Here is a 15,240-nt window from a genome sequence, read left to right on the forward strand (position 1 = left end):
GTCTCCGTAACTATTGAGGCGTCGACACCGGCTGCGTGGCCGTGCCACGCGGCTTGCACCACAGCCAGTAGGCGGCCACCAGGAACACCACCCACACCACGCCGACGATCAACGCCGCCTGGGTGTCGGGGAAGTAGCCCAGCACGCCGAACACGAACAGCATGAAGGCGATGGCTGCGGCCGGCCCATACGGCCAGAACGGTACCGGGAACTTCAGTTGCGCGACCTCTTCGCGGCTCATGCTGCGGCGCATGGCCACCTGGGTCACCAGGATCATCAGCCACACCCATACCGTAGCAAAGGTGGCAATGGAGGCGATCAGCAGGAACACGTTTTCCGGAATCAGGTAGTTGAGCACCACGCCACCGAGCAGCGCAGCGCCCATCACCAGCACGGTCATCCACGGCACGCCGTGGCGCGAGATCTTCGAGAAGCCCTTGGGCGCGTGGCCCTGCTCGGCCAGGCCATACATCATGCGCCCGGCGCCGAAGATATCGCTGTTGATGGCCGACACCGCCGCCGAGATCACCACGATGTTGAGCACCGTGGCCGCCGAGCCGATCCCCAGGTTGCTGAAGATCTGCACGAACGGGCTGCCCTGGCTGCCGATCTGCGGCCAGGGGTACAGGCACATCAGTACGAACAGGGTGAGCACATAGAACAGCAGGATGCGCAGCGGCACGGCGTTGATCGCCTTGGGGATCACGCGCTGCGGGTCCTTGGCTTCACCGGCGGTGATACCGATGATCTCGATGCCGCCGAAGGCGAACATCACCACCGCGAACGAGGCGATCAGGCCACCGACACCGTTGGGCATGAAGCCGCCGTGATCGAACAGGTTGCCGATGCCCACCGTGTTGCCCGCCTCGGCATTGGCCAGGCCGAAGGCCATGATGCCGAAACCGGCCAGGATCATCGCCACGATCGCGCCGACCTTGAGCAGCGACAGCCAGAACTCCATCTCGCCGAACACCTTGACGTTGCACAGGTTGAGCCCGCCGATCAGGAACACGATGCCCAGCACCCACACCCAGCGCGCCACCTCGGGAAACCAGAAGCCCATGTAGATGCCGAAGGCCGTGACGTCGGCCAGGCACACGATGATCATTTCAAAGGCATAGGTCCAGCCCAGCACGAAGCCGGCCATGGGCCCCAGGTAGGTGCTGGCGTATTTGCCGAACGAGCCGGACACCGGGTTGTGCACGGCCATTTCACCCAGTGCACGCATCACCATGAACACTGCCGCGCCGCCGATCAGGTAGGCCAGCAACACCGCCGGGCCGGCCATCTGGATGGCCGCGGCCGAACCGTAGAACAGCCCGGTGCCGATGGCCGAGCCCAGTGCCATGAATCGAATGTGCCGGGCCGTAAGCCCGCGCTTGAGACCTTGTGCTTGAGATTGCATTTCGCGTTCCTGTTTTTTTTGTAGGCGAAAAGCAGCGCGAACCCGCCAGGGTTCGCGCGGCAGACGGCTGGCCTGCACGGCCAGCCGGTGGCGTCAGAGGCTGGGCAGCACCTTGGCCGGCAGCAGGCCGGTCAGCGTGCCCGCGGCCAGCAGGGCGATGGCCGCCTCGATGTCGGGGGCGAAGAAACGGTCCTTGTCGTAGTGCGCGACCTGGCCGCGCAGGGCCTGGCGCGCCTGCTCCAGCTTGGGCGAGGTCTTGAGGCCGGTGCGCAGGTCCAGGCCCTGGCAGGCGGCCAGCCATTCCACGGCCAGCACGCCGCGGGTGTTCTCGGCCATTTCCCACAGGCGCTTGCCGGCAGCCGGGGCCATCGACACGTGGTCTTCCTGGTTGGCCGAGGTGGGAATGCTGTCGACACTGTGCGGGTGCGCCAGCGCCTTGTTCTCGCTGGCCAGCGCGGCGGCGGTGACCTGAGCGATCATGAAGCCGGAGTTGACCCCGCCATTGGCCACCAGGAACGGCGGCAACTGCGACATGTGCTTGTCCATCATCAGCGAGATGCGCCGCTCGCTCAGCGAACCGATTTCGGCGATGGCCAGGGCCATGTTGTCGGCGGCCATGGCCACCGGCTCGGCGTGGAAGTTGCCACCGGAGATCACGTCACCCTCCTTGGCGAATACCAGCGGGTTGTCGGACACCGCGTTGGCCTCCACCACCAGTACCTCGGCGGCCTGGCGCAACTGGGTCAGGCAGGCGCCCATCACCTGTGGCTGGCAACGCAGGGAGTACGGGTCCTGCACCTTGCCGCAGTTCTGGTGCGAGGCCGACACTTCGCTGCCGTCGCCCAGCAGGTCGCGGTAGCAGGCGGCCGAGTCTATCTGGCCACGCTGGCCGCGGGCCTGATGAATGCGGTCATCGAAGGGCGAGCGCGAGCCCAGCACCGCTTCGACGGTGAGGCTGCCGCAAGCGACGGCGGCAGCGAACAGGTCTTCGCCTTCGAACAGCCCGCGCAGCGCATAGGCGGTGGACGCCTGGGTGCCGTTGAGCAGGGCCAGGCCCTCCTTGGCGGCCAGGGTCAGCGGCTCGAGGCCGGCCACCGCCAGCGCTTCTGTGGCCGGCAGCCATTGGCCCTTGTGGCGGGCCTTGCCTTCGCCCAGCAGCACCAGCGACATGTGCGCCAGCGGTGCGAGGTCGCCGGAGGCGCCCACCGAGCCCTTGAGTGGAATGTGCGGGTAGACCTCGGCGTTGATCAGGGCGATCAGCGCGTCGATCACCTTGCGCCGGATGCCGGAAAAACCACGGCTCAGGCTGTTGACCTTGAGCACCATGATCAGGCGCACCAGGGCGTCGTCCAGCGGCGCGCCGACGCCGGCGGCGTGGGACAGCACCAGCGAGCGCTGCAGGTTCTCCAGGTCGTGGCTGGCGATGCGGGTCGAGGCCAGCAGGCCGAAACCGGTGTTGATGCCGTAGGCGGTGCGGTCCTCGGCAAGGATCTGCTCGACGCAGGCCACGCTGTCTTCGATCTGCTGGTCGGCGCTGGCGTCCAGTTGCAGGGTCAGCGGTTGCTGGTAGATCGCACGCAGCTGAGCCAAGGTCAGGGTGCCAGGCTTCAGGGTCAGTTGGGTCACGTTATTGCTCCGTCTCGAAAGGCGTTCACGCCCGTCATGAATTCAGTATCGACCAGGGCGCCGCTCAGCGCGTGATCATCGGCAGGTTCAGGCCCTGCTCTTTCGCACAGTCGATGGCGATCTGATAACCGGCATCGGCATGGCGCATCACGCCGGTGGCCGGGTCGTTGTGCAGGACGCGGGCAATACGCTCGGCGGCTTCGTCGGTGCCGTCGCACACGATGACCATGCCCGAGTGCTGCGAGAAGCCCATGCCCACCCCGCCGCCGTGGTGCAGCGAGACCCAGGTCGCGCCGCTGGCGGTGTTGAGCAGGGCATTGAGCAGCGGCCAGTCGGACACGGCGTCGGAGCCGTCCTGCATGGCTTCGGTTTCACGGTTGGGGCTGGAGACGGAGCCGGAGTCCAGGTGGTCGCGGCCGATCACGATCGGTGCCGACAGCTCGCCGCTGCGCACCATTTCGTTGAACGCCAGGCCCAGCTTGGCGCGCAGGCCCAGGCCGACCCAGCAGATACGTGCCGGCAGGCCCTGGAAGCTGATGCGCTCGCGGGCCATGTCCAGCCAGTTGTGCAGGTGCGCGTCGTCGGGGATCAGTTCCTTGACCTTGGCGTCGGTCTTGTAGATGTCCTGGGCGTCGCCCGACAGCGCGGCCCAGCGGAACGGGCCCACGCCGCGGCAGAACAGCGGGCGGATATAGGCAGGTACGAAGCCGGGGAAGTCGAAGGCGTTGGTCACACCCTCTTCCTTGGCCATCTGACGAATGTTGTTGCCGTAGTCGAAGGTCGGGATGCCCTGCTTCTGGAAGTCGAGCATGGCCTGCACGTGCACGGCCATCGACTGCCTGGCAGCCTTGACCACCGCCGCCGGTTCGGTCTGCGCGCGGTCGCGGTACTGCTCCCAGGTCCAGCCGGCCGGCAGGTAGCCATTGAGCGGGTCGTGGGCGCTGGTCTGGTCGGTGACCATGTCGGGGCGCACGCCGCGCTTGACCAGCTCGGGCAGGATTTCGGCGGCATTGCCCAGCAGGGCGATGGAGATGGCCTTGCCTTCGCCCGTGTATCTGGCGATGCGCGCCAGGGCGTCGTCCAGGTCGGTGGCCTGTTCATCCACGTAGCGGCTGCTCAGGCGGAAGTCGATGCGGCTCTGCTGGCATTCGATGTTCAGCGAGCAGGCGCCGGCCAGGGTCGCGGCCAGTGGCTGCGCGCCGCCCATGCCGCCCAGGCCCGCGGTGAGCACCCACTTGCCCTTGAGGCTGCCGTTGTAGTGCTGGCGGCCGGCTTCGACGAAGGTTTCGTAGGTGCCCTGCACGATGCCCTGGCTGCCGATGTAGATCCAGCTGCCGGCGGTCATCTGGCCGTACATGGCCAGGCCCTTGGCATCGAGTTCGTTGAAATGTTCCCAGTTGGCCCAGTGCGGCACCAGGTTGGAGTTGGCGATCAGTACGCGCGGGGCGTTGCTGTGGGTCTTGAACACGCCGACCGGCTTGCCGGATTGCACCAGCAGGGTCTCGTCGTCATTCAGGTGGGTGAGGCTCTCGACGATCTTGTCGTAGCACTCCCAGTTGCGCGCGGCGCGGCCGATGCCGCCGTACACCACCAGCTCCTTGGGGTTCTCGGCAACTTGCGGGTCGAGGTTGTTCATCAGCATGCGCAGCGGCGCTTCGGTCAGCCAGCTCTTGGCGGTGAGCTGGGTGCCGCGCGGGGCGCGAATTTCGACGTCACGGAATTTATTGTGCTTGTTCGTCACGTAAGGGCTCCTCGAGCGAAAGGCGAATTCGGGATGGCACTGCCATGGATGCAATACAAACATATATTTACTTGTATGTACAAGTACAGGCAACCAAAAAACAGTGTCGTCCGCTTCGCCGGCAAGGCCGGCTCCCACACGCAAAAAAAGAATGGAACCTGCAGGAGCCAGCCTTGCTGGCGAAGCCCTTAACGTTCGGTCAGCTCGATCAGGCAGATCTGCCCACTGACCTCGAACTCCAGCAACCCGTGATTGCCGTCCAGCCGCAGGCAGTCATAGCGACCCAGCCACTGCTCGGCATGCCCTGCGACCTTGACCCGCACCCGCTCGTGCGCCGCGAACACCAGCAGCGTCTGGGCCGAGCTGTACACCCGGCTTTCACCCGACAGCCACTGCAGCCGCGCGGCAAACCGCTGCGGCGCGTAGATCAGGTTGAAGTCGCGAATCGGTCCGCCCAGCAGGTTGCAGCTCACTGCACTTTCGCCGCTGAAGGCGAAGGCATCGAACGCCAGCAGCTCGCGGCTGGCCTGGCCATCCACCATCAGGCGCATGCCATCGCCCTGCAGCACGCTGATCACGCGCTGATACCCGGCAAAGCTGGAGAACCCGCCCGACTCGGCGATGTCGGCAATCGACAGGCGCCAGCCAAAGCCCTCCAGGCCGGCCCCGCCATCGCGGGTGATCTCTTCGGTACTGCCGCCGCCGTTCTTCCACGGCATGCGCGGGTAGTCGGCGGCACGTAACAGGGTCAACGAACTCATTTGCTGAAGCGTCCTTCCAGGCGGTGACGGGAACCGGGGTGAATCAGGCGCGCCGCCGTGACCGGCTGGCGACCCGACCAGGTGCGCCGGCGGATCAGCAGGCACGGCTCGCCCGGCTCGATCTGCAGCAGGCGGCATTCCTCGGGTTCGGCCAGGATCGCCTCGACCACGTGCTCGCCTTCGGTCAGCGGCGCCACCTGGGACAGGTAGGCGTAGGGGGTCTGGCGGGTGAAGTCCTGCTTGAGGTAGTCCGGGGCGACCTGGGCGTTGACGAAGCGGTCCTCGATCTGCACCGGGATGCCGTTTTCGTAGTGCACGATCAGCGAATGGAACACCCGCTGCCCTTCGCGCATGTCCAGCGCCAGCGCCCGCTCAGAGCCTGCCGCCTCTTCGGTCAGGGTGATCACCTTGCAGCTGTGCTGGTGGCCGCGCGCGGCGATCTCGTCGGCGATGTTGTTGACCTCGAACAGCGCCGAGCGACTCTTGGGCTCGGCGACGAAGGTACCGACGCCCTGCATGCGCACCAGCAGGCCTTCGGCGGTCAGCTCGCGCAAGGCGCGGTTGATGGTCATGCGGCTGAAGCCCAGCTCGGTGACCAGTTCGCTCTCGGACGGTACGCGGTGATGCGGCGGCCAGCTGCCGTTCTGGATCTGCTGGGCGATCATCTGCTTGACCCGCGCATACAGCGGCGCCGGGCCCTCGCCCATGTGGGCAACCAACGCGGAGACAGGAGGTGTCGACACGGCAAAAATCCTTGGTGATGAGTATGACCGGTAGAGTGCCGCAGTTTACCGGGCAGGCAAACGTCTGTATATGTATATACAAATAACCAGAAAAGGGTGGCGTACCGATGTCCGTGTTCTTTGCCGAACGTGCTTTGTTGCCTACAGGCTGGGCAGAAAACGTGCGAATCGAGACAGGCCCCGACGGCCTGTTGAATAGCGTACAGCCAGGCGCCTCGGCCGATGGCGCCGAGCGCCTGGCCGGGCCGTTGCTGCCGGGCATGCCGAACCTGCACTCGCACGCCTTCCAGCGCGCCATGGCCGGCCTGGCGGAAGTGGCCGGCAACCCCAACGACAGCTTCTGGACCTGGCGCGAGCTGATGTACCGGCTGGTGGGCCGGATCAGCCCCGAGCAACTGGGCATCATCGCGCGCCAGCTGTACATCGAGATGCTCAAGGCCGGCTACACCTCGGTGGCCGAATTCCATTACGTGCACCATGACGCCCAGGGCAAGGCCTATGCCGACCCGGCCGAACTGTCGCTGCGCATCAGCCAGGCCGCCGCCGACACCGGCATCGGCCTGACCTTGCTGCCGGTGCTCTACAGCCACTCGGGTTTCGGCGGGCAGGCGCCCAATGACGGGCAACGTCGCTTCATCAACGGCACCGAGCAGTACCTGCACCTGCACACGCAACTGGCGCCGCTGCTCGCCCAGCAACCGGCGCAGCGCCTGGGGCTGTGCTTTCACTCCCTGCGCGCGGTCACCCCGCAGCAGATCGCCCAGGTCATGGCTGCCGGTGACAAGGCCTGCCCGGTGCATATCCACATTGCCGAACAGCAGAAGGAAGTCGACGACTGCCTGGCCTGGAGTGGCCGCCGGCCATTGCAGTGGCTGTATGAAAACGTCGATGTCGACCAGCGCTGGTGCCTGGTGCACGCCACCCACGCCGAGCCCGACGAAGTCAGCGCCATGGCGCGCAGCAAGGCGGTGGCCGGCCTGTGCCTGACCACCGAGGCCAACCTGGGCGACGGCATCTTCCCTGCCGTCGACTACCTGGCCCAGGGCGGGCGCATGGGCATCGGCTCGGACAGCCATGTGTCGCTGAGCGTGGTGGAGGAATTGCGCTGGCTCGAATATGGCCAGCGCCTGCGCGACCAGCGGCGCAACCGGTTGCATGGGGCCGATCAGCCGATGGTGGGGCGCACCCTGTTCGATGCGGCCCTGGCCGGTGGTGCGCAGGCGCTGGGGCAGCCGGTTGGCGAACTGGCGGTGGGCAGGCGGGCCGACTGGATCGTGCTGGATGGGGCCGATCCGTACATCGCTACGGCGAGCGGGGACGGGGTTCTCAATCGCTGGTTGTTTGCCGGCGGCGACCGGCAGGTGCGCGATGTGATGGTCAATGGCAAGTGGGTGGTCAAGCAGGGTCGGCATGCGGGTGATGAGGTGAGCGCGCGGGCGTTTGCCGGGGTGCTTCGCGAAGTGCTGGGCTGAGCCAGAACCACGCCGTGATTATCGCGGGTCAAGCCCGCTCCCACAGGGTTTATGCTGATCCTGTGGGAGCGGGCTTGACCCGCGAAGAGGCCCTCACTGACTGTGCGCGATGTCCCTGTCCGAAACCCGCCAGATCAGCCGCGTGGTGTCATACCCCTGCTGACGCGCCCGCGCCAGCAGGCTCTCGCGCTCCAGCGCCGGAATCGTCGGCGTGCGTGACAGTATCCACAGGTACTTGCGGTCCGGGTTGCCCACCAGTGCCGTCTGGTAGTCCTTGTCCACGTACAGCACCCAGTAATCGCCCTTCGTCACCCCCGGCAGCAACCGCGAGAACCAGTTGTCGAACTCCACCCACAGCTTGTCGGTCTTGCCCTGCACCTGTGGCGTCGCCGTACCACTGGCCTCCTCCCACTCGCCCTCGAGCGTGATGCAGCGGTTGAGCACGCCCACCGTGCCGTCCGGCTTGAGGTTGTAATGCGCTTCGCTCTGCGCGCAATTGCGCTGGAAGAACATCGGCAGCCGCGCCAGTTCGAACCACTTGCCCTGGTAACGCTTGAGGTCGACGCTGTCGACGGTCTTGGGCGGCAACGGCCCGTCGTCGCGCGAATGCGCACAACCGGTCAGCAGCAGGCCGGCGCACAGGCTCAACAGCAGGGGCAGGCGTTTCATTTGAGACCCTGCCCCGAGTACATCAGCACCTTGTCGGCGGCGTACTGCACGCTGATGAAGGCTTTCTGGTCGCCCCAGGTACAACTGGTCATGCCCAGCGCGCCGGAACACTCGGTGGGGCTGCCCAGCAGTCGCTCGACCTCGGCCTTGGGCATGCCGGCCTGGAGCTTGGAATAGTTTTCCTGGTTGATCTTGCTGCATGCGGCCAGCAACACGCACAACGACAACAGGGCGAGGGAACGCAACGACATGGGGTCACTCCTGAACATGAGGGTGCAAGCACGGGGCCTGACTCGAGCTTAGAAGCAAAAACCCCTAGCCGGTTCCCGGCAACCCCATTTACCTGCACGGTTATCGTTGCCATTTGTCGACTAGTCGCACATCCGCCTCATTTTTTGCCCGGCGCGGACGACACAGGAGGGCGCTGCGACGTTTCGCCGCGCCCTCCCCGTTGACCGCCTTGTGCAGACAGACCTCGCAATGACCAAAAACCTGAAGTTCAGCCACAAGATCCTGCTGGCCGCCGCCCTTGTGGTCGCGGTGGCGTTTACCTGTTTCATCCTGTTCAACGATTACCGCCAGCGCCAGTCGCTGCGCAGCAACACCGAGGCCACGATGCAGGAGCTCGGCAGCCTTACCACCAGCAACATCCAGACCTGGCTGCAGAGCCGCATCCAGCTGCAGCATTCGTTTGCCCAGCAGGTGGCCGTGGATGGCCCCGGCAAGCCGAGCCTGGACCGGCTGATGGCGTTGCCGGTGTATGCCAGCAACTTCACCCTGACCTACTTCGGCGGCCAGGACGGCAGCATGCAATCGGTGCCCACGGGCAACCGCGCCGCCGACTACGACCCGCGGGTACGCGGCTGGTACAAGGGCGCCAGCGAGGCCGGGCGCAGCATCGTTACCGAACCCTACGTCTCGGCCTCCTCGGGCAAGCTGGTGATCACCATTGCCACCCCGGTGCAGCAGGCTGGCCGCCTGATCGGTGTCAGCGGTGCCGACACCGACCTGGACACCATCAGCAGCATCATCAACTCGCTGAACTTCGACGGCCACGGTCTGGCGTTCATCGTCAATGCCGAGGGCAAGATCCTGATCCACCCGGACAGCTCGCTGACCCTCAAGCGCCTGGCCGATGCCTACCCGCAGGGCACGCCGCAGCCGGGTAGCGGCCTCAAGGAAGTCGAGCAGGACGGGCGCCGGCAGTTCATCAGCTTCACCCGCGTCAACGGCGTGCCTTCGGCCGACTGGTACGTAGCGATGGTGGTCGACCAGGACTACGCCTTTGCCATGCTCGGCGAGTTTCGGACCTCGGCCATCGTGGCCACGGCCATCGCCGTGCTGATCATCATCGCCTTGCTCGGCGTGCTGATCCGCGTCCTGATGGAGCCGCTGCATGTGATGGGCCGCGCCATGCACGATATCGCCGAAGGCGAAGGCGACCTGACCCGGCGCCTGCGCATTCATGCCCATGACGAGTTCGGCGCGCTGGGCTCCTCGTTCAACCGCTTCGTGGAACGTATCCACAACTCGATCAGCGAAGTGTCCTCGGCCACCGGTCGGGTCAATGAAGTGGCCCTGCGCGTGGTCAGCGCCTCGAACGCGTCGATCCACAATGCCGACCAGCAGTCGGGCCGCACCAGCAGCGTGGCGGCGGCGATCAACCAGCTGGGCGCCGCCGCCCATGAGATCGCCCACAACGCCGCCCTTGCCTCACAGCATTCCAGCGAAGCACGCAACCTGGCCGAGGACGGCCAGCAGGTGGTCGACCAGACCATTGCGGTGATGAACCAGCTGTCGAGCAAGATCAGCGACGCCAGCACCCATATCGAGACGCTCAACGCCAACACGGTGAACATCGGTCAGATTCTCGAGGTGATCAGCGGCATTTCCCAGCAGACCAACCTGCTGGCACTGAACGCGGCCATCGAGGCGGCACGTGCCGGCGAGGCCGGTCGCGGGTTTGCGGTGGTGGCCGACGAGGTGCGCAACCTGGCCCACCGTACCCAGGACTCGGCGCAACAGGTGCAGAAGATCATCGAGCAGTTGCAGGCCGGCGCACAGGTGGCGGTGGGCACCATGACCGAGAGTCAGCGCCAGAGCGAGCACAGCGTGGGCATTGCCAACCAGGCCGGCGAGCGCCTGGGCAGCGTGACCGTGCGCATTGGCGAAATCGACGGGATGAACCAGTCGGTGGCCACCGCCACCGAAGAGCAGACGGCCGTGGTGGAATCGATCAATGTCGACATCACCGAGATCAATACGCTGAATCAGGAAGGGGTGGAGAATTTGCAGGCGACGCTGCGGGCCTGCAATGACCTGCAGAGCCAGGTGGACAGGTTGAAGCAACTGGTGGGCAGCTTCAGGATCTAGGGTGAAACAATCGCGGGTCAAGCCCGCTCCCACAAGGACAGCGATAGTCCTAGTGGGAGCGGGCTTGACCCGCGATTGGGTTCAGCTCAGAACCGCGAGCCCGGCTCCAGCAGAAAGTCCATCTCTTCATCGGTGCTCGGGCGCCCCAGCACCAGGTTGCGGTGCGGGAAGCGGCCAAACCGCGCAATCACCCGCTGGTGCTGCTCGGCATAGTCCAGGAAACCTTCAAACAGGCGCCGGTCACTGTCCGGCTGCGCATCCAGCAGCAACTGATAGCGCTCGATGCTGATGTTCTGCCAGTCCAGCACCTCGGCATGCTCCAGCACCAGCAGGATGAACACCCGCTGGATAGGCAGCAGCTGGTAGTCCCAGGCCTTGTCCAGGCCCTGCATCACCAGCACCTGCGCGCGCCGGTCGCCATCGAAGGCGTGCTGCGTGTCGCGGTGGATCATGCGGGGCAGCTGGTCCAGCAGCAGCACCAGGCCCAGCCAGCCCTGGGGGCTTGCCAGCCATTCGTCCAGCTCGCCGGCCAGCGCCTGCGCGGCCAGCTCGCCGAAGCGCTCGCGCGCCTCGTCGTCGTGGTGCTTGCCGAACCACAGCGTACTCTTCTCGTCAGCCACGGCCTGGGGGCTGGTGCCCCAGCCGAACCACCACTCCAGCAACGGCTGCCAAGGTGCGAGCATGATTTACTCCTGGTGATAACCGGTGACGCGCTCGACTTCCTGCTTCGAACCCAGGAACACCGCCACACGCTGGTGCAGGCTCTCGGGCTGGATGTCGAGGATGCGCTGGCGACCGTCGGTGGAAGCACCGCCGGCCTGTTCGATGATGAACGACATCGGGTTGGCTTCGTACATCAGGCGCAGCTTGCCCGGCTTGGATGGCTCGCGCGCATCGCGCGGGTACATGAACAGGCCGCCACGGGTCAGGATGCGGTGCACGTCGGCAACCATCGAGGCGATCCAGCGCATGTTGTAGTTCTTTTTCAGCGGGCCGGTCTCGCCAGCCAGCAGTTCGCCCACATAGCGGGTCACCGGGGCTTCCCAGTGGCGCTGGTTGGACATGTTGATGGCGAACTCGGCGGTGGTTTCCGGCACCTGGATGTTCTCGTGGGTCAGCACGAAACTGCCCAGCTCGCGGTCCAGGGTGAAGCCCTTGACGCCGTTGCCCAGGGTCAGGATCAGCATGGTCTGCGGGCCGTAGATCGCGTAACCGGCGGCCACCTGCTTGGTGCCCGGCTGCAGGAAGGCCTGTTCGTTGAGGCTTTCGTTCTGGCTCAGGTACTCGTTGGGGCAGCGCAGTACCGAGAAGATGGTGCCGACCGAGACGTTGACGTCGATGTTCGACGAACCGTCCAGCGGGTCGAATACCAGCAGGTAGGCACCCTTGGGGTACTTGCCCGGGATCTGGTAGGCATTGTCCATCTCTTCGGACGCCATGCCGGCCAGGTGGCCGCCCCACTCGTTGGCTTCGAGCAGGATGTCGTTGGAAATCACGTCCAGTTTCTTCTGGACTTCGCCCTGCACGTTTTCAGTGCCCATGCTGCCCAGCACGCCGCCAAGGGCGCCCTTGGACACGTTGTGGCTGATTTCCTTGCACGCACGCGCCACCACTTCGATAAGGAAGCGCAGATCGGCAGGGGTGCTGTTGCTGCGGGTCTGCTCAATCAGATAGCGACTCAGGGTAACGCGGGACATGTAAGGCTCCGGAGGATGGGGTAGAAAAAACCCACGCAGTTTACAGGGAGAGTGAAGCGCTAGCGAGCAATAGGACATGCTCGCCCGATCAGACGACACATCGGCCCGAAGGTTCACGCCCCCGGGCCCGATGCCAGGTGCCTACTCCAGCGCGTTCCAGATCTCCCCGGCGTATTCGCGAATGGTGCGGTCCGACGAGAACCAGCCCATGCGCGCGGTATTGAGCACGGCCGAGCGCCACCACTGCTGGGGGTCGTGCCACAGCTCCTCGACGCGGCGCTGGGCCTCCCAGTAGGCATCGAAGTCGGCGCACACCAGGAAGCGGTCATACGGCACCAGTGAATCGATCAGCCCCACGTAGCGCGCCGGGTCGTCCGGCGAGAACACCCCGCCGCGGATCGCCTGGAGCACGTCGTTGAGCCGGTACGAGGCGCCGATGGCGGAGCTGGCACCGAAATCGCCGCTGCGCTTGCGCGCCTCCACCTGCTGGGAGGTCAGGCCGAAGATGAACATGTGCTCGGCCCCCACCTGCTCGCACATCTCGACGTTGGCGCCGTCCAGGGTGCCGATGGTCAGCGCGCCATTGAGGCCGAACTTCATGTTGCTGGTGCCCGAGGCCTCGTAGCCGGCGGTGGAGATCTGCTCGGACAGGTCCGCCGCCGGGATGATGCTCTCGGCCAGGCTCACGTTGTAGTTGGGCAGGAACACCACCTTGAGCAGCCCGCGCACGGTCGGGTCGTTGTTGACCACCCTGGCGATGTCGTTGGCCAGCTTGATGATCAGCTTGGCCTGGTGATAGCTGGCGGCGGCCTTGCCGGCGAAGATCTTCACCCGCGGCGCCCAGTGCGTGCCCGGCTCGGCGCGGATCGCCTGGTACAGCGCCACGGTATGCAGCAGGTTGAGCAGCTGGCGCTTGTATTCGTGGATACGCTTGACCTGCACATCGAACATCGCCTCGGGGTCGACCGTGATGCCCAGGCGCTCCTGGATCAGGTTGGCCAGGGCCTTCTTGCTGTGCAGGCGCTGCTGGGCGAAGGCCTTGCGAAACGCCGGCTTGTCGGCGAACGGTTCGAGGCGCCGCAGGTGCTTCTCGGGGTCGTCCAGCACCTCGGGCCCCAGCGCCTCCACCAGCATGCGGGTGAGCGGCGGGTTGGCCTGGTACAGCCAGCGGCGGAAGGTGATGCCGTTGGTCTTGTTGTTGATCCGCTCGGGGTAGAGCTTGTGCAGTTCGGCGAACACGGTGCTGCGCATCAGCTTGGTGTGCAGCCCCGACACGCCGTTGACGCTGTGCGACCCGAGGAACGCCAGGTTGCCCATGCGCACCCGCCGGCCGTTGTCCTCCTCGATCAGCGACACCGCGCGCAGCACGTCGAAGTCATGGATGCCCTTGGCCCGCAGCGCGTCGATATGAAAGGCGTTGATCAGGTAGATGATCTGCATGTGGCGCGGCAGCATGCGCTCCATCAGGCCCACCGACCAGGTTTCCAGCGCCTCGGGCAGCAGGGTGTGGTTGGTGTAGGCCAGGGTATCGACGGTGAGCTGCCAGGCGGTGTCCCACGGCAGTTCGTGCTGGTCCACCAGCAGGCGCATCAGCTCGGCCACGGCAATCGAGGGGTGGGTGTCGTTGAGCTGGATGGCGGCCTTTTCGTGCAGGTTGAGCAGCGTGGGGTTCATGTTCAGGTGGCGGCGCAGCAGGTCCTGCAGCGAGGCCGAGACGAAGAAGTACTCCTGGCGCAGGCGCAGCTCCTGGCCGGCCTCAGTGCTGTCGGCCGGGTACAGTACCCGCGAGATGCTCTCGGCGCGGGCCACTTCAGCCACCGCGCCCAGGTGGTCGCCGGCATTGAAACGCTCCAGGTGCAGCTCTTCCAGGGCCCGTGCGCGCCACAGGCGCAGGGTATTGACGCTGGCACCACGCCAGCCCACCACGGGCGTGTCGTAGGCCACCGCGCGCACCGTTTCGGCCGGCCACCACACCTGGCGCGGCTGGCCGGATTCGTCGTGCCGGGTCTCGACGCTGCCGCCGAAACTGATCGGGTAGATCACCTCGGCACGCTCGAACTCCCAGGGGTTGCCGAAATCCAGCCAGTTTTCGGTCTGCTCCTGCTGCCAGCCGTCGACCACGGCCTGGCGAAACAGCCCGTGCTCATAGCGGATACCGTAGCCGTGGGCGGCAATGCCCAGGGTCGACATGCTCTCCATGAAGCACGCCGCCAGGCGCCCGAGGCCGCCGTTGCCCAGCGCCGCATCGGGTTCGAGCAGGCGGATGCGCTCCAGGTCCACGTCCAGCCCGGTCATTGCTTCACGGGCGATGTCCAGCAGGCCGAGGTTGCTCAGGCTGTCGTACAGCAGGCGGCCGATGAGAAATTCGAGGGAGAGGTAATAGACGCGCTTCTGGCTCTTGCGGTAGATCTGCCGCGTGTGGTCCATCCAGTGGTCGACCATGTGGTCGCGGGCGGCCAGGGCAATGGCCTCGAACCAGTCGTGGTCGAAGGCGTGCTCGGGGTCCTTGCCGACGGCATAGGTCAGTTTTTCCAGTACAGCGGTGCGAAAGGCAGCCACCTGTGCGTCACGTGCGAGTGGTTCCTGAGACATACGACGTCCTCGGGCAAGTTGACGAATGCGGATGGGGATTTCTCAGCCTAGACGGTTCGACCGGGCGCGGTAGCGCGGGTTCGTTTGTTTCTGTGCAAAAGCGGTACCGGGTTGGCACGAACCCGGCAAATGGTTGTTCACATTTTGACCAACTCCGGTAT

General features: G+C 65.5%; 12 protein-coding genes and 1 pseudogene. 3 read left to right on the plus strand and 10 right to left on the minus strand.

Going from position 1 to position 15,240, the window contains the following annotated elements:
* Nucleotides 1–10: 10 nt before the first annotated feature.
* From ACPRTJ_RS08455 to hutC, 5 genes are all read right to left on the minus strand, one after another.
* Nucleotides 11–1,405, minus strand: coding sequence for an amino acid permease (locus tag ACPRTJ_RS08455; protein ID WP_043862177.1), 1,395 nt, complete (start codon nt 1,403–1,405; stop codon nt 11–13).
* Nucleotides 1,406–1,498: 93 nt separating this feature from the next.
* Nucleotides 1,499–3,031 carry a histidine ammonia-lyase gene (gene hutH, locus ACPRTJ_RS08460; protein WP_088514675.1) on the minus strand — a complete coding sequence of 511 codons (1,533 nt, stop codon included), beginning with the start codon at nt 3,029–3,031 and terminating at the stop codon, nt 1,499–1,501.
* 64 nt (nt 3,032–3,095) lie between these two features.
* Nucleotides 3,096–4,772, minus strand: a complete 1,677-nt coding sequence (hutU, locus tag ACPRTJ_RS08465) for a urocanate hydratase (RefSeq protein ID WP_043862179.1) — start codon at nt 4,770–4,772, stop codon at nt 3,096–3,098.
* 188 nt (nt 4,773–4,960) lie between these two features.
* Nucleotides 4,961–5,533, minus strand: coding sequence for a HutD/Ves family protein (locus tag ACPRTJ_RS08470; RefSeq protein ID WP_088514674.1), 573 nt, complete (start codon nt 5,531–5,533; stop codon nt 4,961–4,963).
* Nucleotides 5,530–6,240, minus strand: a complete 711-nt coding sequence (hutC, locus tag ACPRTJ_RS08475; protein ID WP_162484873.1) for a histidine utilization repressor — start codon at nt 6,238–6,240, stop codon at nt 5,530–5,532. The genes ACPRTJ_RS08470 and hutC overlap by 4 nt, the downstream gene beginning before the upstream one ends.
* Before the next feature lie 143 nt (nt 6,241–6,383).
* Between hutC and ACPRTJ_RS08480 the strand changes: the two genes are divergently transcribed.
* Entirely contained in the window at nt 6,384–7,748 is a 1,365-nt protein-coding gene (locus tag ACPRTJ_RS08480; protein WP_415377652.1) for a formimidoylglutamate deiminase, read from the plus strand.
* 93 nt (nt 7,749–7,841) lie between these two features.
* On the opposite strand, the gene ACPRTJ_RS08485 is transcribed toward ACPRTJ_RS08480, so the two are convergent.
* Together ACPRTJ_RS08485 and bamE are read right to left on the minus strand one after the other, a co-directional pair.
* On the minus strand, nt 7,842–8,417 hold the full coding sequence (locus ACPRTJ_RS08485; protein WP_043862183.1) for a lipocalin family protein: 576 nt from the start codon (nt 8,415–8,417) through the stop codon (nt 7,842–7,844).
* Nucleotides 8,414–8,668 (minus strand): outer membrane protein assembly factor BamE domain-containing protein, encoded by a 255-nt coding sequence (bamE, locus tag ACPRTJ_RS08490; protein ID WP_043862184.1) that lies wholly within the window; start codon nt 8,666–8,668, stop codon nt 8,414–8,416. Before bamE ends, ACPRTJ_RS08485 begins: the two co-directional genes overlap by 4 nt.
* Nucleotides 8,669–9,032: 364 nt before the next feature.
* Here bamE and ACPRTJ_RS08495 point away from each other — a divergent pair.
* Nucleotides 9,033–9,884: pseudogene (locus tag ACPRTJ_RS08495) on the plus strand (cache domain-containing protein); the annotation flags it as partial.
* 180 nt (nt 9,885–10,064) lie between these two features.
* Complete coding sequence (locus ACPRTJ_RS08500; protein WP_374755530.1) at nt 10,065–10,790, plus strand: methyl-accepting chemotaxis protein; 726 nt, start codon at nt 10,065–10,067, stop codon at nt 10,788–10,790.
* An 86-nt stretch (nt 10,791–10,876) separates the two neighbouring features.
* On the opposite strand, the gene ACPRTJ_RS08505 is transcribed toward ACPRTJ_RS08500, so the two are convergent.
* From ACPRTJ_RS08505 to ACPRTJ_RS08515, 3 genes are all read right to left on the minus strand, one after another.
* Complete coding sequence (locus tag ACPRTJ_RS08505; protein WP_043862186.1) at nt 10,877–11,473, minus strand: DUF924 family protein; 597 nt, start codon at nt 11,471–11,473, stop codon at nt 10,877–10,879.
* A gap of 3 nt (nt 11,474–11,476) precedes the next feature.
* Complete coding sequence (locus ACPRTJ_RS08510) at nt 11,477–12,487, minus strand: class 1 fructose-bisphosphatase (protein ID WP_043862187.1); 1,011 nt, start codon at nt 12,485–12,487, stop codon at nt 11,477–11,479.
* Between the two features lie 141 nt (nt 12,488–12,628).
* Entirely contained in the window at nt 12,629–15,079 is a 2,451-nt protein-coding gene (locus ACPRTJ_RS08515) for a glycogen/starch/alpha-glucan phosphorylase (RefSeq protein WP_058541651.1), read from the minus strand.
* Nucleotides 15,080–15,240: the final 161 nt, after the last annotated feature.

Source organism: Pseudomonas palmensis (assembly GCF_049942755.1).
Lineage (GTDB): Bacteria > Pseudomonadota > Gammaproteobacteria > Pseudomonadales > Pseudomonadaceae > Aquipseudomonas > Aquipseudomonas palmensis.